General features: G+C 63.5%; 18 protein-coding genes. 1 reads left to right on the forward strand and 17 read right to left on the reverse strand.

The window, feature by feature from the left end; genetic code table 11:
- Positions 1 to 7 precede the first annotated feature (7 nt).
- The 8 genes from HNS03_RS04315 to HNS03_RS04350 are packed head-to-tail and all read right to left on the reverse strand — an operon-like array spanning position 8 to position 6,455.
- Positions 8 to 1,249: an amidohydrolase family protein gene (locus HNS03_RS04315; RefSeq protein WP_367193383.1), complete on the reverse strand. Its 1,242-nt coding sequence runs from the start codon at positions 1,247 to 1,249 to the stop codon at positions 8 to 10.
- Positions 1,250 to 1,257: 8 nt separating this feature from the next.
- Complete coding sequence (locus tag HNS03_RS04320; protein WP_367193385.1) at positions 1,258 to 1,557, reverse strand: hypothetical protein; 300 nt, start codon at positions 1,555 to 1,557, stop codon at positions 1,258 to 1,260.
- Positions 1,544 to 1,909 (reverse strand): Rieske (2Fe-2S) protein, encoded by a 366-nt coding sequence (locus HNS03_RS04325; protein ID WP_367193386.1) that lies wholly within the window; start codon positions 1,907 to 1,909, stop codon positions 1,544 to 1,546. The genes HNS03_RS04320 and HNS03_RS04325 overlap by 14 nt, the downstream gene beginning before the upstream one ends.
- Entirely contained in the window at positions 1,906 to 3,045 is a 1,140-nt protein-coding gene (locus HNS03_RS04330; protein ID WP_367193388.1) for an alpha-hydroxy acid oxidase, read from the reverse strand. Before HNS03_RS04330 ends, HNS03_RS04325 begins: the two co-directional genes overlap by 4 nt.
- A 37-nt stretch (positions 3,046 to 3,082) precedes the next feature.
- On the reverse strand, positions 3,083 to 4,060 hold the full coding sequence (locus HNS03_RS04335; RefSeq protein ID WP_367193390.1) for an ABC transporter substrate-binding protein: 978 nt from the start codon (positions 4,058 to 4,060) through the stop codon (positions 3,083 to 3,085).
- Positions 4,061 to 4,117: 57 nt separating this feature from the next.
- Positions 4,118 to 4,915, reverse strand: coding sequence for an ABC transporter permease (locus HNS03_RS04340; RefSeq protein ID WP_367193392.1), 798 nt, complete (start codon positions 4,913 to 4,915; stop codon positions 4,118 to 4,120).
- Positions 4,897 to 5,607: an ABC transporter permease gene (locus HNS03_RS04345; protein ID WP_367193394.1), complete on the reverse strand. Its 711-nt coding sequence runs from the start codon at positions 5,605 to 5,607 to the stop codon at positions 4,897 to 4,899. The genes HNS03_RS04340 and HNS03_RS04345 overlap by 19 nt, the downstream gene beginning before the upstream one ends.
- A gap of 38 nt (positions 5,608 to 5,645) precedes the next feature.
- Entirely contained in the window at positions 5,646 to 6,455 is an 810-nt protein-coding gene (locus HNS03_RS04350) for an ABC transporter ATP-binding protein (protein ID WP_367193395.1), read from the reverse strand.
- 330 nt (positions 6,456 to 6,785) lie between these two features.
- Between HNS03_RS04350 and HNS03_RS04355 the strand changes: the two genes are divergently transcribed.
- Positions 6,786 to 8,264 (forward strand): aldehyde dehydrogenase family protein, encoded by a 1,479-nt coding sequence (locus HNS03_RS04355; protein ID WP_367193396.1) that lies wholly within the window; start codon positions 6,786 to 6,788, stop codon positions 8,262 to 8,264.
- Between the two features lie 36 nt (positions 8,265 to 8,300).
- Here the strand turns inward: HNS03_RS04355 and HNS03_RS04360 are convergent, their stop codons facing one another.
- From HNS03_RS04360 to HNS03_RS04400, 9 genes are all read right to left on the reverse strand, one after another.
- Positions 8,301 to 9,188, reverse strand: a complete 888-nt coding sequence (locus tag HNS03_RS04360; protein WP_367193397.1) for a helix-turn-helix domain-containing protein — start codon at positions 9,186 to 9,188, stop codon at positions 8,301 to 8,303.
- Positions 9,189 to 9,610: 422 nt separating this feature from the next.
- Complete coding sequence (locus HNS03_RS04365; protein WP_367193399.1) at positions 9,611 to 10,492, reverse strand: polysaccharide deacetylase family protein; 882 nt, start codon at positions 10,490 to 10,492, stop codon at positions 9,611 to 9,613.
- Positions 10,492 to 10,989 carry a (2Fe-2S)-binding protein gene (locus tag HNS03_RS04370; protein ID WP_367193400.1) on the reverse strand — a complete coding sequence of 166 codons (498 nt, stop codon included), beginning with the start codon at positions 10,987 to 10,989 and terminating at the stop codon, positions 10,492 to 10,494. Before HNS03_RS04370 ends, HNS03_RS04365 begins: the two co-directional genes overlap by 1 nt.
- A 2-nt stretch (positions 10,990 to 10,991) precedes the next feature.
- Positions 10,992 to 11,876, reverse strand: a complete 885-nt coding sequence (locus tag HNS03_RS04375) for a xanthine dehydrogenase family protein subunit M (protein WP_367193401.1) — start codon at positions 11,874 to 11,876, stop codon at positions 10,992 to 10,994.
- Entirely contained in the window at positions 11,873 to 12,607 is a 735-nt protein-coding gene (locus HNS03_RS04380) for a class II aldolase/adducin family protein (RefSeq protein WP_367193402.1), read from the reverse strand. The genes HNS03_RS04375 and HNS03_RS04380 overlap by 4 nt, the downstream gene beginning before the upstream one ends.
- Positions 12,600 to 14,966: a xanthine dehydrogenase family protein molybdopterin-binding subunit gene (locus tag HNS03_RS04385; RefSeq protein ID WP_367193404.1), complete on the reverse strand. Its 2,367-nt coding sequence runs from the start codon at positions 14,964 to 14,966 to the stop codon at positions 12,600 to 12,602. The genes HNS03_RS04380 and HNS03_RS04385 overlap by 8 nt, the downstream gene beginning before the upstream one ends.
- Entirely contained in the window at positions 14,963 to 17,302 is a 2,340-nt protein-coding gene (locus HNS03_RS04390; protein WP_367193405.1) for a xanthine dehydrogenase family protein molybdopterin-binding subunit, read from the reverse strand. The genes HNS03_RS04385 and HNS03_RS04390 overlap by 4 nt, the downstream gene beginning before the upstream one ends.
- Positions 17,302 to 19,251 (reverse strand): TRAP transporter permease, encoded by a 1,950-nt coding sequence (locus HNS03_RS04395; RefSeq protein WP_367193407.1) that lies wholly within the window; start codon positions 19,249 to 19,251, stop codon positions 17,302 to 17,304. The genes HNS03_RS04390 and HNS03_RS04395 overlap by 1 nt, the downstream gene beginning before the upstream one ends.
- Positions 19,252 to 19,338: 87 nt before the next feature.
- A complete protein-coding gene (locus HNS03_RS04400) occupies positions 19,339 to 20,319 on the reverse strand; it encodes a TAXI family TRAP transporter solute-binding subunit (RefSeq protein ID WP_367193408.1) in 981 nt (326 codons plus the stop codon).
- Positions 20,320 to 20,485 lie beyond the last annotated feature (166 nt).

Raw genomic sequence — 20,485 nt, forward strand, 5'->3', positions numbered from 1 at the left:
TTGGAGTTCAAACGAAGGCTTCGTGCCCGGCACGCGCCACCTGAGGCCGAATATCCGGGAGATTGAAGATCCGCTGCGCGTTGCGCCCGAGAATGTTCTTCTTCTGCTCGTCGTTCAGGAACGGCAGATCCCAGATCACCGACGGCAGATCCATGTCCCAATGCGGATAGTCGGACGAATAAAGTAGCTGGGTCCCGGCGTTGATCATCTCGAAGGTGGCCTTCAACATACTGCCGTTGTTGACCATCTCCATCGGCTGGCTGGTGTAGAACATGTCGCGCATATAGTCGCTCGGCAGTCGCTTCAGCGACGGACATTCCGAGGTCCGCATGCGGAAGTCGTTGTCGAGGCGCTGCATGAGCCACGGCACCCAGGCGAGTCCGGACTCGATCCAGATAACTTTCAGGTTCGGAAAGCGCTCCGGAAGACCATTCACCACCCAGTTGGCGCAGTGCACTGCGTTAAAGAAAGTGAACCCGAGCGCATGGGCCGTGATGAACCGGTTCGTCATCGACGAGAGCGGATCGTTCCAATAGTACCCGGCGTGGAATCCGATCGGCAGGCCGGCCTCTTCGAGCAGCGCATACGTTTTCATGTAGGCGTTGTCGTAGACGCCCTTGTAGCGGGTCGAGCAGACCATGAAGCCGCAGACGCCCTTGTAGCCCGCGAAGTCTTTGACGGTCTGATAGGCGGCTTCCGGATCGTTGAACGGCAGGTACAGCATGGAGACCAGCCGGTCATTTTGCGCCAGCACGTTCTCCACCAGCCATTTGTTGTAAGCCCGCGCCATCTGCACCTCCATTTCGACCTGGGGGTGCATGCCGAGCAGCAGCATCGGCGTAGGAAACAGGCAAGCGTAGTCGACGCTGAGCGCATTCATCCATTCAAGCGCCTGCTCGACATCGCGGTTGCCGCCTTTCGCGGCAATCCGATCCCCGTCCGACCGCCTGGCCAGATAGCGCGCCACCCTACCCCCCATATCCTGAGCACCGGGCTGGTCCATCAGGACGGCGCCGGGTCCCCGATAGGCGTAGTTGTTGAGGGCGACCTGACGGATTGCGGGATCTTCGATGCCCTCCAGGATCTGCGCGAGATTGTCGGTCTCGTAGTGATGCGCATCGACGTCCACGATCAGCACGTCGTCCAGACCGCGGCTTTCCGCTTGCTTTCGCGCCGCGCGCAGGTGGGCCGTTACATCGAACCCGGACAAGTCCTGATCGAAAATCGGATCACTCGATCGAATTCGCATCTGTCGCCTCACCCTTTGTTCCATTGTTGCCAGAGCGCCAGTTCGAACGGCTCAATCTGCGCCTCCCGCAGGAGCGCGGAGACGAGAGTCAGTATTTCGGTTGCCGACATCTGGGCATCCGGCGGAAGAGCCCGCCATGTCTCGCCCTGTTCCGATGCGTGGTGGAACAGGCGGATCGCCGAGGCGATCACCGTCGCAAGCGGCTCCTCCCCCGGCCCGTCGCGTTCGAGGTCACGGGCGGCCGGAGCAAGCGCGTCCGCGATCAGCTTCCGCGCGCGCTCGATCCGCTCTTGCTCAAAGTCGGGCATAGAGGAGTCCGTCGCGCTCGATCACGTCGAACCGCCGCAGCTTCGGGCCCCCATCGCCCGCACACGCACCGGTCTCCACGTCGAACTCCCAGCCGTGCCACGGGCAAACGATGTGGATCGTGTCTTCTGAGAAGGCCATTCCGATATACTCCCGGGTCGGCGAGATGACCTCTTCCACCTTGTGAACCAGAAGCCCGTCACAGACCGGCCCCCCCTGATGAGGACACGTATTCAGGAAGGCGCGGTTCTTCCCCTTGACCTTCATGAAGACGATCTCGTGGTTGCCATGGACCACCAGCCGGCGATCGCCCTCTCCGAACTCGTCCGACCGGCCGATGAGCACTTCGGTCATGATGTCGTCACTCCATCTGTGAACCCGCCATCTGCGGTATCCGGACCTATCGCGGAGGCCCACGCCTCCGGCGAGATCGACACGATCGATCGGGGCGCGGCGAAGGGAAGAGCGGGCGCCACGAGGTCCGCCGTCACTTGCTGCAACGACGTCGCGCCACACAGCGCCATGCTGTGCGAGAGCTCCGTTTGCAGGATGTTCAGCGCCCGAAAGAGGCTCGGTTGGCCGCCGCAAGCGAGCGACAGCCCCTGGAGCTTCCCAAGCCCCACCCCGCGTGCGCCGAGTGCGACCGCTTTCAAGATGTCGGCCCCGCGCATGAACCCGCTGTCGACGAACACGTCGACACGCCCACTCAGATCCCGTCCAACCTCCTGCAGGACATCGATCGGCGCCCGCGCATGATCGAGCTGTCGACCGCCATGGTTCGACAGATAGATCGCAGCGGCGCCGAGATCGCGGAGCCGTCGGGCATCGTCGCCCCGCTGCACGCCCTTCACGATGACCGGCAGGCTGGAGCGCGCGATGAAGGCTTCGAGACCACGCCAGTCGAAACGCGCCTGACAGAGATCCCCCTCGACGCCGACGCGATCGGCGACGGCCGGCCGGTCGACCGCCTCCACCGGCGCGAAACCGAACGCGAGATCGCGCTCCCGCCGACCGTACCAGGCCGTATCGACGGTCAAGCAAACGGCCTTGAACCCGGCATCGGCGGCCATGTCGCTCTGTCTCAGCAGCCATGTGCCATCGCCGCGCGCGTAAATCTGGAGGATGAGATCTCCATCCACGGTCGACGCCACATCGCGAAAATGAGGGCGCGACATGATGCTGACGAAACATGGCACGCCGAACTGGGCCGCCGCCGCCGCGCTCGCGAGCACGCCGTCCCCATGCAACAGGGCCAGCGAGCCGATTGGGGCCAGAAAGAACGGGGCTGCGACCCGGCGGCCCAGAAACTCCGCCTCGGTCGAGACTGACGAGACATCGTTCAGCACCAGCGGACAAAGCGTGAGCATATCGAGCGCCTGCCTGTTGCGCAGGAGCGTTGCTTCGCTGTCGGCACCACCCATCAAGTAGTTCCAGGCCGACGGCTCAAGCCGGCGGCGTGCCTCCACGACGATTTCAGTAAGCGTTTTCATGGGTTCCATCGCCCGGACACACGCCGCCGCTCTGCGATTACTTATTGAGCATGTCGACCCACTTGAGCATCTCCGTCACCTGCGCGTCGGTCAGCGGCGCATCGAGACGCCGCGAGGCGACGGCCTGCTCGATGCTCAGATCGACGCCCGACACCGGCTTGAGGACCATCGCCGAGCGCGGATAACCACGATCGCGCGCCGCCTTGGCGACCTCCACGCTCACGTCGTGCATCTGAGCCCACATCTCGACGGCCTCGTCGGTGTCGTAGGCCCAATCGATCGTTTCTTTGAGTGCTGCGAGGAAACGCTTAGCGACCTCCTCCTTCTCTTCCAGGAAGGCCCGGTTCGCGATGTCGACGCGCACCGATTGATCGGAGATGCCGGGCGCATCATTCCCGGTAAAGAGGAGGCGGATCTTACCGTTTGCGAGCTCTTCCTCGACGGTCGGAGGCGCAGTCCAGCCGACATCGACCTGACCGGACATTACCGCCGTCAGCGTCGCCGACGGACCGCCGGTGGGAACCATTTCGGCGTCCACACCCGCATTGTCGACCACGCCCTGCGCCATCAAATGGGAAGACGACCCGGGCCGCGAGAACGACACCGAATGCCCGTCAAGATCGGCCACTTTCTCGATCTCACTGTCGCCGCGGACATACCAGAACAGGTCGGACCCGCCGGTGAAGTCACTCGCGATGATTTGCACGGGGGCACCGCGCGCCCAGGCCGTGATCGCTCCGAGGGTACCCGTCGCCACGGCGACATCCGCCGCACCGGAGATAACGGCCTGCTGCGTGTTGGCACCGCCGTCGGCCCAATGAATTTCGAGATTGAGCCCGTGCTTCTCGAAGATACCCTTTTCGTTGCCGAAATAGACGAGCGTTGTCGTCCAGAGGCCACGCTGGGCGCTCGCAACCTTCACCGTGTCCATATCTTGAGCGCCGGCAACGGACGAAGCCGCGATCAGCGTACCTGCGGCGGCGACTGCCGCCAGACGTGCGAATAGCTTGGCCATGTTTAGTTCCCCTCTTGGCAGTTTTGGTTCGACGGCCCGAGGTCGATGCGTGGGCCGTCACTTCATCTCGACTTTACTGACAAGCCGATCGATGATCGCATTCGCGCCGAGTGCGATGACAAATGTAATGAGAAGAATTGCGTACATTTCCGGGATTCGGAAGAAATTATAAGACTGTATAATTAAGTAACCGAGCCCCGCATTCGCCATTTTTATTTCAGCAAGCAGGGTCCCCACGATCGCGACGCCGAGCGCAAGGCGCAGGCTTCCGAGAACGCCTCGAAGCATGGAGGGGAAGTAGGCGTAGCGAATCTTATCCAGCACGGTGCCGTTGAGACTTTCGATCACACGGAGATAGACCGGCCGAATGCCACGCGCGCTGGCATATGAGGCCACGAATACCGGAAAGAAAGCCGACATCGCGGCCTTCGCGATCTTCGCCTCCATGCCCAAGCCGAAGATCAGCATGATGATCGGAAGAAAGACGATCTTGGGAGTGGGAGAGATCCATAGAAGGATCGGCTCGAGCACATCGCCAACCAGGCGGCTTGCCGCGAAATAGATGCCAACGGCCAGCCCCGCGATGGTGCCAATGGCCAAACCCGCGAGCACCTCCGTCGCCGTTACCCCGAGATGGCCGTAAAATTCGCTGCTGGTCAGCAACTTGACCGTCTCATCGCCAATCTCGAGCGCCGAGGGAAGAATGCCCTCGAAGAAGAGGCCGGATCGCGAGAGCCCCTCGTAGCATACGAGCGCGAGCAGCACCGCCGCGATACGAACCATGGCGACCTTGGCGCCGAGCGACGGCTGCCATCGCACCGTTTTCGAATACGACTTCAGCGCTTGCTCAGCCACGATTCACACCGCTCAAGAATAGTGAAGAAGATGACACTCGTGAGCACGACAAACAGGATCGCGCCGTACATTGCGGGGATGTCATACCGGTCGTACATCGCCCCGACCAAATACCCAAGCCCACCAATACTCACCAAGAAGTCGATCGCGACAATATTTATGAGTATGTATATGAGAGAAATACGAATTCCGGCAAAAATATGCGGAAGTACCGCCGGCACCGTCACATGCCTTAGCCTCTGCCGCTCGGTCATGTTGAGGCTGACCGCCACGTTCTCCAGGACCCGCGGGATCGCCAAATAGCCTTCGATCGTTTTCAAAGCGATCGGCACCACGCCGACCAGCGCGCCCATCACCACGAGGGTCACGTAGCCCCGGCCGAAGACCACGAGAAACAGCGGATAGAGCAGGATGATCGGCGCGGAAAAGGCCGCGCCCAGCCAGCCCTCGAACGACCGACGAAGCAATTCGCTGCGAGCGACGATCACGCCCAACGGCAGCCCCACAACGATGGCCACCAGCGCGGCGACGAAGGTCATCGCAAACGTGCGGGCAAACAGAACGGGCAGCCCTTCGTAGCGGATGAGATCGACAATCGCCGCAAGCGCCGAGGACGGAGACGCCACCACATAGGGCGAAACGATCTGCAGCGAGACCAGCACCTGAAGCACAAGCGCGGCCGCAACGATCACGGCAAGCGTTAGCGAGCGCTTATACCAGAGCAGCCCACTCATGCCGCCCCCGACGCGGCACGCGCACCGCCCTCGGCCGCCATGCCCTTGGAGGCCTCCGTCCGCAGGTCGCGCCAAATTTCGCCGACATACTCACCGAACTCCGGCGAGCTCAGCGCATCCGACGTTCGCGGGCGCGGCAGATCGATGTCGATGATCCGCTTAATGCGACCAGGACGGTAGCTCATGATCACGACGCGGTCGCTCATCTGGACCGCCTCGGTGATGTTGTGCGTGATGAGAAGCGTCGTCTGCCGCATGGACTGGCAGATCTCGAGCAGCTTGTCGCAAAGGAGAAGCCGGGTCTGCTCATCGAGCGCACCGAAGGGCTCGTCCATCAGCATGATGCGCGGCTCGAACGCGAACGTCCGTGCGATCGAGATGCGCTGCTTCATGCCACCGGACAATTGTGAGGGGTAGTGCCCCTCGAAACCCTCCAGTCCCACCATGCGGATGAGCTCGCGACCGCGGGAGTCGCGCTCTTTTTTTGACACACCCGAGACCTGGAGCGGCAGAACGACGTTTTCCAACGCCGTGCGCCAGGGGAAAGTCGACTCCTCCTGAAACACCATACCGATGTCATGGTGAGAACCGACCGCCGGCCGACCGTCCACCTCGATCCGACCATCGTAATCCGGCTGCAGCCCCCCGATAATCGAAAACAGTGTGGACTTCCCACACCCCGACGGGCCGATCACCGACACGAACTCCCCCTCGTGAACCTCAAGGTCCACAGCATCGAGAGCTTTTACGACTTGGCCCTTTACGGCGAAGCTCTTGCTTACGCCGGAGACATTCAGAACGCCCACACCAATCCCCTCTTATTTTGTGCGGCAAGTGGATGAGATCACACTCTGGAACACTTGTGAACCGAAAATCGGGACAAGACACAAAAATTGACCAATACCGGCAAGTGTTGGGCAGTTCTTGGTGCAAATCGCTGCTTTGGCGACGGGAGAGACCCGCAAATTTCGCTCATTTTGGGCGGCATGGGCCGCAGCTTCGGCCGGCTCATCGGCGACGGCGTCGCCGTAATGAAAATTTTTGGGACTTGTACAATTTATATTGCAAAGCAATCGGCATGCCACTACGACTCTCCGAAGATGGTTGGCCGCATCCGCACACGGGGAGATGGACCGATGCCCCATCAAGCGCTCTCGATGATCGACATCGGTCGCAACGCCTTGTTCTATGGTGGGAAGTGGCAGGCGCCGTTCAGCGACGCCCGGATCGACGTGGTCAATCCCGCCGACGGATCACCACTCGGCTCTGTCGTCGATGCGAACGCACAAGATGTGGACGCCGCCGTTGAAGCGGCCAGGCGCGCCTTTCCGGCTTGGAGGGATCTGCCCCCGGTCGAGCGCGCCAAGCTGATGATCAAGGCGGCCAACGCCTTGAGATCCCATTCCGACGAGCTCGCCTATCTCGACGCGCTCGATGCCGGCCTGCCAATCCGCATGATGGCCAACGACGTGGAGATGGCCGCCAGCCAAATTGAGTATTTCGCCGGCCTGGTGCGCGAAACGAAGGGCGACACGCTCCCGATGGGCCCCGGTTCTCTCAACTATTCCGTCCGGGAACCCCTGGGCGTCGTCGTACGCATTCACCCCTTCAACCATCCCATCATGTTCGCGGCGGCAAAGGTCGCCCCAGCCCTCGCCGCGGGCAATGTCGTGATCGGGAAACCGGCCGATCAGACGCCACTTTCCGCGCTCGCCCTCGCCGAGATCTGGAAGGATATCTTTCCGCCGAGCGTCTTCAACCTGATCACCGGCTCGCGGGAGTGTGGGGCGCACCTCGTCGCTCACTGCGGTGTGGCAAAGGTCGGCGTGATCGGGAGCGTGGAGACCGGCCGCGCCGTGATGCGCAGCGCTGCCGACACGTTGAAGAAGGTTACCTTGGAGCTCGGCGGCAAGAATGCGCTCATCGCCTATCCGGACGCGCGGACGTCCGACATTGCGCAAGCCGCGGTCAAAGGAATGAACCTCGACTGGACGGCCGGCCAGTCATGCGGGTCCACCACCCGTATCTTCCTCCACGAAGCCGTCCACGACGCGGTGGTGGAAGAGATGAAGCAGCTCCTGTCGGAGATCCGATTGGGGCCTCCGACCGACCCCGCCACGGAAATGGGCTGCCTTGTCAGCGAACGCCAACGCGACCGGGTTTTGTCCTACGTCGCCACGGCCAAACAGGAAGGGGCCACGCTCGTGTGCGGCGGCGCCGCACCGGAAGACCCGGCCCTTGCTGGCGGATATTTCGTCTTGCCGACCCTCTTCACCGATGTCGCCCCCGGTATGACGATCGCCCGAGAGGAGATTTTCGGTCCCGTGATGGCCGTGTTCCGCTGGTCTGACGAAGAACAGATGCTCGCCGAAGTCAACGCGCTGGACTATGGGCTCGCCGCCTCAATCTGGACGAACGATCTGGCGACCGCCCATCGCTGCGCAGCGAAGACGGAGGCCGGCTATATCTGGATCAACGGTGTTGGAGCCCACTTCGTCGGCGCGCCGTTCGGCGGCTACAAGCAGTCCGGGCTCGGCCGCGAGGAGTGCCTGGAGGACCTGCTGAGCTACACGCAGACAAAAAACGTAAATCTCAGCCTCAGCCGTTCTCCGTAGCCTGGAGCGAAGGCTGCAAGGCGACTGGTACGAGATCTATTCCGATGCCGTCGAATCCAACAGCTCGCGCAGATAGGCGGCGGCGTCCCGACCTTTCAGCGCGGCACGCCACATCTCCGTGACGACCTTCTCATGCAGATCGACGGCTTCGTTGGAGGAGGTGATCATGGCGACACCCAGGCGCACGTTGGGCTGCTCGCCGAGCCGGAAGGGGCTGATGGAGAGCGTTTTCTTGTCGCCGTTGCGGAAGATCTGAAACGCCGTGTGCGGAAGCGAGTCCGTCACCAGCCCGATCTGGACGCCAATCGGCTCGGCCTCGACGACCGCAGCGAAATGCTCGATTTCCGCGCGCGCCCGCTCGCGCCGCTTGCGGATATCGGCCGCCGTGACGAACGGCCGGCCGACGAAGCCGGAGCGAAGCAGCCGCTCAATGTCCAGCGCGGAGATCAGATTGACGATGGAGGGCCTACGCTCCTCGTACACGCGACGGCGCTTGGCCAGGATCTCCATGATCTTGTGGATGTCGGCGACCGTCTTCTCCCGATCGGTCGCATTGTCGGGAACGCTTTCCAGAAGGATCGGCTCCAGGCCGGCCTCGAACTGTGGCGACGACAGGAGAAAAGAGATCGGCCCGGCCAGCACGAAGATGCGCTCGGCGTCCTCCTCAAGCTGCCTGAGCCTCTCGAAATAGGTCACGGCGGAGGAAATGTATTCGATTTCGACGCCAAGCAACGTCGGCAGCGAGACGCCAAGAAGCTCGGAGAGGCTGGTCAGCGTCTCGATCTTGACGACTTCGCCCTTCTCGAGCCGATAGAGCGCGGTGCGCGAAATGCCGATCCGACGGGCGATCTGTTCGGCGCTCAAACCAGAGCCCATCCTGAATGCCCGCAGCCGCTGGCCGATCTCCGAATAGCGAATGCTCAAATCCGAGTCTCTCCCTGGCGAACGCTGCTGCCCTCTTTTGCGAAGGACCGCACTTTGCAGTCTAGGTTATGAGCTCATAAATCCGGGCGCTCCGGGCAGAGGTGACTTGGCCGAATGTCAGGAGCAAGAACGTTCGCATTTATGAGTCCATGACCTAGGCCCTGCGCGTCTACGGACAATGAGCTCATCGATTCTCGGCAAACTCAATGCATAGCCTCTTCGCGTACATGGGATGACACCGTTTCGGCAAGCAGGATTGCCAGCGACCGGACCTCATTGTCCGCAGAAAGCGGCCTCCTTTGGCAGTCGAAACCGGGATTAGCGATATCCGGAGAAGGGGCACGTTCGAGGACCGATTGGCGCGCACCGCCTGTAGCCTCATTTTCGACGACCGGGAAACGCACCCTATTCTCACATAAAATTCAGGGAATCGGCTGCCCCTTGCAGTATTCGGCGACGCCTCCGAGCGTGGTGATCCAAAGATCGTCGCGGCGCTTCAGCACATGCTCCATGGCCCGGCGAAAGGCGCGCAACCGATAGGGCTGACCGATCACGAAGGAGTGCAACACGATCGTGAAGACGAGCGGCCGTTTGCGCGATTGCAGCAGCATTTCGTCGAACTGATCGACTATCATCGCCTCGAAGTTCCGTGCGCCCTCCTGCCGAAAGACCATGGAGGGAGAATCGTTGAGCTCGATCGAATAGGGCACGGACATGATCGGCCCGGACCGCGTCTTCATCCAAAAGGGCTGATCGTCGGCAGGCCAATCGAGCACATAGTCATACCCGGCCTCTTTCAGAAGATCCAGCGTGACGTCGGTCTGCGCCAGATACGGGCCGAGCCAGCCTTTCGGCGGCGTTCCGGCGAAACGACGGATCGCCTCCGTCGCCTCGGCGATCATGCGGCGCTCTTCATCCTCGCCGAAGACATCCTGGCGCTCCGCATTGGTCCGCCCATGACCGACGAACTCATCGCCACGTTCAAGGATCCGTTCCGCGATCTGCGGACAGTGATCGAACAGCAGCGAGTTGAAATTGTGAGATGCGGGAAGGCCCAGATCTTCCATGAGATCGAACAGATACCACTGGCCGACGCGATTTCCGTAGTCACGCCAGGCGAAGTTCCGGCTGGTCTGCGGAGCTCCGACGGTCGCGCTGTCGCTGCCAAGACCATCGCAGAAACTGAAGATCTCGATGTTATTGCAGATGCAGAGCGCAAGCCGCTTGCCATCGGGCCAAGTATAGTCCGCCCGGTCGACGAGGGGCACGTAGTCGTAGCGGTCGTGGGCTTTGAGCTCGATCATCACGCTTCGACCTTGCGATGCGACGCCCCACGCAGCTCCGTGGAGACGGCACGCACCGCTTTGACGATGTTCTGGTAACCCGTACAGCGGCACAGGTTGGAGGACAGGATGTCGACGAGGTCGTCGTCGGTGACGTCCGGATCGTTCTCGTAGGCCCCAACGATCAACATCAGAAAGCCCGGCGTACAGAAGCCGCACTGCAGGGCGTGATTGTCCATGAACGCCTTCTGCAAAGGATGCAGCGTGCCGCCGTCGGCAAGATCCTCCACGGTGCGGATCTCCGACCCGACCGCCTGGTGCGCGAACATGAGGCATGACCGCACCGGCCTTTCGTCAACAAGCACGGTGCAGGCCCCGCACACGCCGTGCTCGCATCCCAGATGCGTCCCGGTCAGGCCGCAGTCCTCGCGCAGCGCATCCGCCAGCGTCTTCCGCGGCTCGACCCGGATCTTGTAGGTGGACTTGTTGACGGTCAGTTCGATGTCGCTCTTGTCCATAATCAGATGCTTTCGTGTCTACCGGCGTCCACCAGCCCCGTGCGCTCCAGCGCACGCCGCAGGCAGACGGAAGCGAGATCGCGGCGATAGTCGGCCGACGTCGCCGCATCCTCCATCGGATCGACCGCGGCCGCGGCCGCGTCTCCTGCCGCGCGCCAAAGGTCCGCACTCGGCTTCTCGCCCACAACGACCGCCTCCGCCTCAGGGATGCGGCGCGCCGTCTCCTCGATCGCCCCGAGCCCAAGGCGGGTCTCGACGATCCGTCCGTCCTCGACCCTGACCGTCGCCAGCGCCATGCCAAGCGCGTAGTCGCCGGCGCGTCGGGAGAATTCGTAGAAGCCGAAACGCACGTCCGGCGAAAGCAGCGGAAGGCGCGCCCGCAGCAGCATTTCGCCGGTGTCGAGGGCGGTCGTCATCGCCCCTTCGAGGAAGTCCTCGACCGCGATCCGCCGCCGCTGCGATGCCGAAGCGACCTCGAGTTGCGCCCCCAGCGTCGCCGCGACGAGGCACCATTCGGAGGCCGGGTCGGCATGGGCAAGGCTGCCGCAAAAGGTGCCCCGCATGCGGATCGGATAGTGGGCGATCGAGCGCGACACCGTGGCCATGAGGTGGCCGAGCGGCCCGGGCGCAAGCGGACGGTGGAAGGTCGCGTGCCGCGCCACCGCACCGATCACCAGCTCGTCGCCCTCCGTCGTGACCGCATCCAGCCCGGCCACCTTGTTGATGTCCACGAGGTGGGGCGGAAAGGCGACGCGAAGCGCCATCATCGGCACGAGGCTCTGGCCGCCGGCCAGAACGAGACCGCCCTCCTCGGCGACCTCGCCAAGCACGGCAAGGGCGTCCTCAACGGTCGTCGGTTGATGAAGTTCGAACGGCGCAGGCTTCAACGCGAGCTCCTCTCTGTGCTCTTCCCGTCCCCGTCGAGAGCGGCCGTCCAATGCGACCAGCAACGCTCGATCGCGGGCACGGCCGGAGGCGTAGCCATCTCGATTTCTTCCGACGACAGCGGCTGCAGATGTCCAAGCGGGGCCGCCGCGAGCTGATAGTCGGCGTCGCGGCAGGCATGAACGGCGCGAAACACGAGCTCCTTGAGCCCGCTGCCGGTAACGGTCGCCCCATGCCCCCGCATCAACACGAGCGAATTGGATCCGAGCGCGCGCACAAGCGACATCGCCTGCGCCATGTCGTTGACCAGCATGGCCGTGGCCCCGAATTCGTCCCGGCTGTCCCACCGCGACACCTCCGCGCCGATTGACGCCCCGGTCTGCGACACCGCGACGAGGGGATGGTCTGCGATGCAGAACGGCATCACAGACGGGGAATGGTGGTGACAGACCGAAAAGACGTCCGGACGCTGCGCATAGACCGCGGCGTGAATAAAGCGCTCGGAGAATAGCGGTCCGCCGGGATCGGCGGCCGGCTCGCCATCCAGCGTGAGGGGCACGAAGTCCGCCCGCACCACCCGGCTCGGCGGCGTTGCGCGGGAAAGCCAGAACCGGTCGGACCGGCGCGGATCGCGCACGCTGATATGCCCGAACGCGTCGAGAACGCCTTCGCCGACGAGAATGCGGTGCGCCGTGACCAGATCCGCAAGCAGGGCTTCGGGTGCCTCAAGCATCGGCGTGCACCGCCTGCGCCGTTTTGTCCTTGATAATCCTGCGGAGAACCTGCGGCAGCATCGGCATCCGCTCCACGTGCACGTCGAGGTCGCGCAGCGCATCGTCCACCGCGGAGGCAATCGCTGCCGTGGTCGGAATGACGCCGGACTCGCCGACCCCTTTCACCCCGAGCTCGTTGAACGGGCTCTTCGCCTGGGTATGGATCACCTCGATCTCCGGCATCTCGGCGGCCGAGATAAGGACGTAGTCGGCAAAGGTGGCGGTGATCGGCTGGGCACTTTCGTCGAAGCCCATCCACTCGAACAGGGCATTGCCCAAGCCATGGGCGATCCCGCCGACCACCTGACCATCGACGGTCATCGGATTGACCATCCGCCCGCAGTCATGCGCGATGGTGAAACGGTGAACGGTGATGGCACCGGTGTCGGGATCGACTTCGACCTCGGCCACCGCACAGCCATTCGAATAGACCATATCGTCAGTGACCACCGAGCCCCGTGCCTGCAGGCCCGGTGTCTCGATCCCCGGCAGCGTGTAGCCCGGGAGGCCATCCGCGGCGCGCGCGATCTCGGCAAAGGAAAGCGTTCTGTTCGACAGGCCAGGCAGGCTGACATGACCATCCTCAGTCACGTCGAGCTCGTCCGGCCGGCACTCCAGCATGTGGGCGGCGACGGTCAGGAGCTTAGACCGCACTTCGCGAGCCGCGGCATGGGCGGATGCGCCGGCAACCACCGTCTGCCGGCTGTTGAAGCCACCGAAACCGAGGGTGCCTGGATGGGTCTCCCCCGTCCGCACGGTGACCAGGTCGAGATTGCCGCCGAACTGCTCGCCGACGATCTGCGCAAGCATGGTGGCAGTGCCCTGGCCCATCGCAGAGGCGCCGGTAGTGATGACGATGCGCCCCGAGCGAGCAATCCGGACGGTGACCTGCTCGTAAGGGCCGCGTCCGGTGGCTTCGACATAGTTCGCCAGCCCTATCCCGAGACGGCGGCCTCGTGCGCGCGCCTCGCTGCGTCGGGCTTCGAAGGTGTCCCACCCGGCCTCAAGCATCGCATTGGCCTGGGTCGCGGGATAGTCGCCGCTGTCGAGAATGATATCGGTTCCGCCACGCAGGCGCAGCGGTTTCCGGCACGGCATCTGGTCGGGGCGGACCAAGTTGCGCCGCCTGATCTCCTCACGCGACAACCCGATCCGCTTCGCGGCGAGGTCCAAGAGCCGCTCCATGACGAACGCGCCTTGCGGCTGCCCCGCCCCCCGGATCGGCGTGGTCGGCACCTTGTTCGTCAAGGCGACGTCGATATCGAGATGATAGGCCGGCACGTTGTAGGGCAGCGGTACGGTCACTGCAGAGCCGTAAGGCACGTTCAGGCCGCGCGCGGTGTAGGCACCGTGATCGTGCAGGAGATGGCCGCGAACGGCGAGGATGTGTCCCTCGTCGTCGAAAGCGGCTTCCATCGCCCAGTGCTGATCGCGCTCCTGGGTGGTACCGACGAAGTGCTCGCTGCGGTCCTCCACCCATTTCACGGGACGGCCGAGCTTCAGCGCCACGACACCGATCGCGATTTCTTCCGGATAGGTGACGAGCTTGGGCCCGAAGCCGCCCCCCAGATCCGGCGTCGCGACGGAGACGGCATCCTCCTCACGCATGAGCATGTCGCACAGGTGCCGCTTCAGCGCATAGGGAGTCTGGGTCGAGCTCCAGACTTCCAGCAGATCGCGGGCGGCATCGAAAGAAGCGAGAACGCCGCGCCCTTCCAGCGAATGCGCACCGCCCCGGTGGACCCAATAGGACCCCGTCACGGTGTGGGCTGCTTTGGCGAGCGCGGCATCGCAGTCGCCATAATCAAAGTCGAACCGGGCCAGAAGATTGTCCGGCAGCGCGGTGTGGACACGGGGAGCCCCTTCCGCCAGCGCGTCCCGACAATCGGATACTGCCTCGAGCGGTTCGAAATCGACGTCGATGACGTCCGCGGCGTCTTCCGCCTCAGCGCGCGTCTCCGCAACGACGAGCGCGACTGGCTCGCCCACATGGACGACTTCGCCGGTGGCGAGGATCGGACGGTCGGCGGGATGACGGATGCTCGCGCTCGGCAACGCGACAACCAGCCGGTCCTGGGCCAAATATGGCCGGAGATCCTCCAGCGTGTAGACGGCGACGACGCCGGTCATAGCCACCGCATCGGCGGTGTCGATCTTAGTGAACCGCGCATGCGCGTAGGGGCTGCGCAGAAACGCGACGGCGAGGCAGTCGGCCGGCCTCAAATCGTCAAGAAAGCGGCCCTCCCCCCGCAACAGGGGCGGATCTTCCAGACGCGGGACCGGCTTGCCGAACGTTTTCGCAGATGTCGTCTCGCTCATGTGCCAGTCCCGGCGAGTTCGGCGAGACGCGCCTTGACCCGCTGCGGTGTCAACGGCAACGCCGTGACGAAACCCGGCATCTGCAAGGCATCGTCCACAGCCGCCGCGATCGCGGCGCCAGCGGCGTTGAGCCCACCTTCGCCCGCTCCTTTCAGACCGAGCGGATTCAGCGGGCTTGGCGCATCCTCGCAAATCAGAACGTCGACTTGCGGCATCTCCATAGAGCTCGGCATCAGATAATCCGCCAGGGTCACCGAAAGCGGCTGGCCCTCCTTGTCGTAGGCGAACTCTTCAAGGAGCGCGCCCCCGAGCCCCTGGGCGAGCCCGCCGACAATCTGTCCCTCCACGAGAGCCGGATTGACCGCGCGGCCGACATCATAGGCGATCGAATAGCGTTCCACTTTGATGCCCCCGGTTTCCCGATCGACCGCGACCACCGCGATATGGACGCCGTAGGGGTAGTTCATATGGGTCGAGTGAAACCAACCTTCGGCGGAGAGGCCGGGAAGCCGCTCTCCGCGCGCCGGCGCATTCGGCGCCAGTTGGCGGGCGACGTCGCCGAGATCCATCGAGGCTCCCGCCGGTGCGAAGACCTGCCCATCGACAATCCGAAGCGCGTCCAGCGGCTGCTGCAGAATTTCAGCGGCGAGCTCGAGCGCCTTCTCCCGTACCGCCACAGCGGCGCGCCGGGTCGCCTCGCCGGTCATGACGGTCACGCGCGAGGCGTGGGCGCCGAAACCGTAGGCGATCCGGTTCGTGTCGCCGTGCAAAACGCGGATGTTGCGATAGTCGACGCCAAGGGTGTCGGCCGCGATCTGGGCGATGACCGTCTCCATGCCCTGACCCACGGAGGCCGCCCCCGTGACGATTTCCACGCGCCCCGTGGTGTCGACGGACATCTTGACCATTTCCGATGGCCCGAGCCCGCTCTTCTCCACGAACATGGCAAAGCCAACACCGACGCTTTCGCCGAGGCTCCGGCGCCGAGCGGCATCGGCCTTCAGCTCGTCCAACTTCGAGAAGTCGAGCGCCTTGTCGATCAGCCCGGCATAGTCGCCGGAGTCGAGCACGACTTCCGTTTCCAGCGCGCTCAGACCGCGCTCGTACGGCATCTCCTCCTTACCGATCAGATTGCGACGACGCACCTCGATCGGATCGAGCCCGAGGCGATCGGCGACGGCATCCATCAGCCGCTCGCGCACGAACGACCCCTCAAACCGCCCCGGCGCGCGATAGGTCGCGCACGGGGTGCGGTTGGTCAGGCGGTAATGCGCCGTCGCCCGATAGGCGGGTACCCGGTACGGGCCGAGCAGAAGCCCGATCGTCATGTCCGCCACGCGGGCACCATGGGTGCGGACATAGGCCCCTTGATCGTGAAACAGCGTCTCATCGAGGGCGAGGATACGTCCATCCGTGTCCACCGCCGCGCGGATCACGTGCTTCTGTCCGCGCGACTGGTTCGCCGACATGAGATGTTCCCGGCGATCCTCGATCCACTTGACGGGCCGATTCAGCCGAAGGGCGGCAACGCAGAGCAGCACATCTTCGGGATAGATCTCGCCGCGGACCCCGAAACCACCGCCGACATGGTTCTCGAACAGCTCGATCTCCAACGGCGCCAGACCGAGCATCTCGGCCAGTTGGTCGCGATTCCAATGCGGGCGCTTGGCCGCGCCATGCAGCTCCAGAACGCCCCTGGCGGCATCGAAGCGCGCAAGCCCTCCCCGCGTTTCCAACGGAATGGCGGAATGGCGGCCGACGGACGGGCGGATTTCCACCACCACCGGAGCGGAGGAAAAGGCGGCGTCGACGTCGCCATAGCCCTTGCGGATCACGGTGGGTTCGCAATCGAGGCCGGGTGCGAACTCGGCGGGTGGCGTCTCCACGTCCAGATAGGGAGGCAACGGGGCGATCTGCGGCATGACCGTCTCCGCCGCATCCTCCGCCCGGTAGGGATCATCGGCGATGACGATCGCCACCGGCTCTCCCACATAGCGAACGACGCCATTTGCGAGGACCGGCTGCTTGTAGGGCAACAGGCCCTGGATTGCCGTCGCCCGGAACGGGATTGGCGGCAGATCCTGCAGATCCTCCGCGGTCCACACCGCGAGGACGCCCGGCATACCCCGCGCCTCCTCGACATCGATCTCCTCGATGCGGCCGTGTGCGTGGGATGACCGCACGATGCGCGCATGGAGCTGATGCGGCATGTCGAGATCGGCGACGAACCGGGCTCTGCCCGTGACCAGCGGACCATCTTCGAGACGCGTGACGGACCGTCCGATATGGGGCGGTTTCGCCGCGTCGGACCTACCCTCCATCGTCTTAGGTGCCATCAAACGCTCCCATCGGCGGGCGCCGACTTCACCGCCTCACCGGACCGGCTGGAGGACTGCCGGTAGAGCATCAAGGCCGCGAGGGCCGCGAGCACGCAACCGATCGCCATGGTAACGATCTGCGGCGCAAGAAAGCAGACCGCGGCCGCGAACATGAGGACCCGCGGCAGCCAGCCGAAAGCCTGCAGCCAGAAGCCCTCCGACCCGACAGAAATCAGGAACACCGCCACCGTCGTGCTCAGCACCGCCATTACGATCCAGATCGGGGAGTCCATTAATAGAATGCCCGGATCGTAGACGAACGCGAACGGAAGGAAGAAGGCTGCCACCGCGAACTTGCAGGCGACCGATGCGATCGCGACCGGCTGAGCATCGGCGATGCCGGCGGCCGCATAGGCGGCAACCGCCACCGGCGGTGTCATGGCCGACAGGACGGCGAAATAGAGCAGGAACAGGTGCGCCTGCATGAGCGAAACGCCGAAGTCTCCCGTCAGGGTCGGCGCGATCAGGGCGGCCGCCAGGGCGTAGGCGGCCGGGGTCGGCATGCCCATGCCCAGAATAATGGTCATCACCGCGGAGAGAACCAGCGTCAAACCCAAGTTCGGGCCGGCGAGCAGATGCAGCAGTTCCGACACCTTACCGGCGAGGCCCGTCATCGTGATACCGCCGATGACCATGCCGGCGGCCGCGCACGCACCCGTCACCGCGACCATGTTAAAGGTCGTCTGGGCGATCCCGTCATAAAGGTCCCGGATGGAAAAACGCGACCAGCGCACAAGCCACACAGCGATGACGGAGATGACCCCGTAGAGCGCGACATAGGTCGGGCTATAGCGCACCACGAGCGCCGTCGTGAGCGTCGCGAGCGGCACGAGGAACAACCAGCCGCCCTTGAACGCCGACCACATGCTCGGAATCTGCTCCGGCGGAAGGCCGAGCAGGCCGAGCCTGCGCGAGCGCAGATGAACCTGCAGGAAAATGCCGGCATAGTAGAGCAGCGCCGGCACCAAACCGGCGATGACGATGTCCAGATAGTCGATGCCGGTGAACTCGGCCATGATGAAGACTGCCGAGCCCATCACGGGAGGCAGGATCGAGCCGCCCGTCGAGGCCGCGACCTCCACCCCGCCGGCCAAGGTCGGGCTGTAGCCAAGACGTTTCATGATCGGGATCGTGACCGATCCGGTCGTCACGACGTCAGCCGTGGGGCTGCCGGACATCATCCCGAACAGGCCGGACGAAAACACGGCGACTTTGGCCGGCCCGCCAACCCGGCGCCCCGTGGCAGCGGCCGCGACATCGAAGAAGAAGGCGCCGCCGCCGGACCGTTCCAGCAAGGTCCCGAACATCACGAACAGGAATGCATAGGTCGCCGTCACCTGCACCGGCACGCCGAAGATGCCGTCGGTCGTGAAAACGGTAATGTCGAGGAAGTGGCTATAGGAAATGACGCCGTGCGACAGCGGTCCATCGAAATGATGGCCCCACAGATTGTACGCCATGAAGACGAGCACGATCAGCGTCAGCCCCACCCCGACCGTGCGTCGCGCGGCCTCGACCGCCAGGAACAGAAGCGCATAGCCGAAGAACCAATAGCTCGGCGTCATCGGATCGAACAGCGTGATCCGCTGGGCGATCTCCTCCATCTCGAAGATGAAGAACACCAGGCACGCCAGGCTTAGGAGAGAAAGCGCGTAGTCGAAAATCGTGGGTTTCTTCGGATCGGAGTTCTCCGTCGGACCGACCAGGAGAAACACCATCACGAGCATCAAACAGAGAAAGACGATCGTGCGCGCAAGCACGTCCCATGTGGACATAGTGGCCGCGTAGATCGTGTAGCCCGCGGTCGCAACCGCATAGGCCCGAAGAACCTCCGCCAACCATCCGGTCGGACGGCGACGGGCACCGGTGCTCAGCGCAAGCCGGGCCAGACTGATCGGTCTTGCCAAGACGAACTCTCCCAGGCAAATGCCAAAAGCGAGACGAACAAAGCTCCGCCCGGCCCCAATCAACGGAGGCCAGGCGGAACCCGGGACCTACATCAGGCCAGCTTCCTTGTAGGCCTTGATCGCGCCTGCGTGGAACGGAATGGCGCCCTGATCGACCATTCCTTTCGGCGTGAAGCGCTTCATGGCGTTGGAGACCGCCGCCATGCTGTCGGGGTGATCGATCATCGCCTTGGTGATCTCGTAGGCGGTCTCTTCCGACATGGACTCGTCGGCGAACAAGATGATGCTCGTGGTCACCGTCTTGACCGGCTCCGTCTGGCCCGGCACGGACCCCGGCTGAAGCGTCCAGGGCTTCAACTGGAACTCCTCGATCACGGCCTCGGCGGCCCCGTCCGGCACCTCGATAAGCTTGAGATCGACGGCGTCGGCCATCTCGCCGAGAGAACGGTGCCCCTCGAACAACGTGTTGGCCAGCATGTCGACACGCCCGTCGCGCATCAGCTCGGTCTGCTCGCCGGAGGCCTGGAACTGAACCGACCCGCCCCATTCCTCGATATCGTCGAGGGACACGCCCACCGCCTTGAGCGTCTCTTCCGAGATCGCCGAGGTAAGAAGACCGCGCCGGTTGAAGACGAGCCGAACCGGCGGCTTGGCGTCTGCCAGGTCCTGCAGGTTCTCGATGCCATATTCGTCGGCGAAATCCTTGCGGGCGATCCACCACACCGGCGCCCAGTCGTAGAGCACCGAAATGGCCTTCAACCCCTTGACCGGCTCCTTGAACGGCTCCGTCCCGTTGACTGCGTAGATCAGGTCGCCGTCGTTGGCCATGCCAAGCTGGCATACGCCCTTCTTGACCTGGACCACGTTGGCCAAGCCGCCGCTGGAGCTTTGATAGGTGATCGTAGAGCCAGGCACCTGCTCCTTCACCGCAGCGTCGAGACCGGCCCCCACGAGCGACCAAAGGCCGCCTGGGCTCGCCCCGCACATGGCAAGGTTCAACGACTGTGCTTGCGTCGCTCCGGTGAAACCGAGGGTCATTGCGACCGCGATTCCGGCAATCCGTTTCATCTCTGTTCCCCTTCGCTGTGTCGAATCCAGCGTTTCTTGGCGCCTTGAGCGCTCACGGGTGAGCGATGCGCCCACACCGACATGCAATCAAAAAACCATACCGCAAGCAAGGCAAAATACAAAAAATATTACAGTTTCCCGGTGCACGAATATAAAATGAACAACT

Origin of the sequence: Amorphus sp. 3PC139-8 (genome assembly GCF_040750475.1) — a bacterium.
Classification (GTDB): domain Bacteria; phylum Pseudomonadota; class Alphaproteobacteria; order Rhizobiales; family Amorphaceae; genus Amorphus.

Excerpts from the sequence above, each read along its gene's own strand:
- HNS03_RS04315 (WP_367193383.1), bottom strand. The coding sequence starts at position 1,249 with ATGCGAATTCGATCGAGTGATCCGATTTTCGATCAGGACTTGTCCGGG.
- HNS03_RS04320 (WP_367193385.1), bottom strand. The coding sequence starts at position 1,557 with ATGCCCGACTTTGAGCAAGAGCGGATCGAGCGCGCGCGGAAGCTGATC.
- HNS03_RS04325 (WP_367193386.1), bottom strand. The coding sequence starts at position 1,909 with ATGACCGAAGTGCTCATCGGCCGGTCGGACGAGTTCGGAGAGGGCGAT.
- HNS03_RS04330 (WP_367193388.1), bottom strand. The coding sequence starts at position 3,045 with ATGAAAACGCTTACTGAAATCGTCGTGGAGGCACGCCGCCGGCTTGAG.
- HNS03_RS04335 (WP_367193390.1), bottom strand. The coding sequence starts at position 4,060 with ATGGCCAAGCTATTCGCACGTCTGGCGGCAGTCGCCGCCGCAGGTACG.
- HNS03_RS04355 (WP_367193396.1), top strand. The coding sequence starts at position 6,786 with ATGCCCCATCAAGCGCTCTCGATGATCGACATCGGTCGCAACGCCTTG.
- HNS03_RS04365 (WP_367193399.1), bottom strand. The coding sequence starts at position 10,492 with ATGATCGAGCTCAAAGCCCACGACCGCTACGACTACGTGCCCCTCGTC.
- HNS03_RS04370 (WP_367193400.1), bottom strand. The coding sequence starts at position 10,989 with ATGGACAAGAGCGACATCGAACTGACCGTCAACAAGTCCACCTACAAG.
- HNS03_RS04380 (WP_367193402.1), bottom strand. The coding sequence starts at position 12,607 with ATGCTTGAGGCACCCGAAGCCCTGCTTGCGGATCTGGTCACGGCGCAC.
- HNS03_RS04385 (WP_367193404.1), bottom strand. The coding sequence starts at position 14,966 with ATGAGCGAGACGACATCTGCGAAAACGTTCGGCAAGCCGGTCCCGCGT.
- HNS03_RS04390 (WP_367193405.1), bottom strand. The coding sequence starts at position 17,302 with ATGGCACCTAAGACGATGGAGGGTAGGTCCGACGCGGCGAAACCGCCC.
- HNS03_RS04400 (WP_367193408.1), bottom strand. The coding sequence starts at position 20,319 with ATGAAACGGATTGCCGGAATCGCGGTCGCAATGACCCTCGGTTTCACC.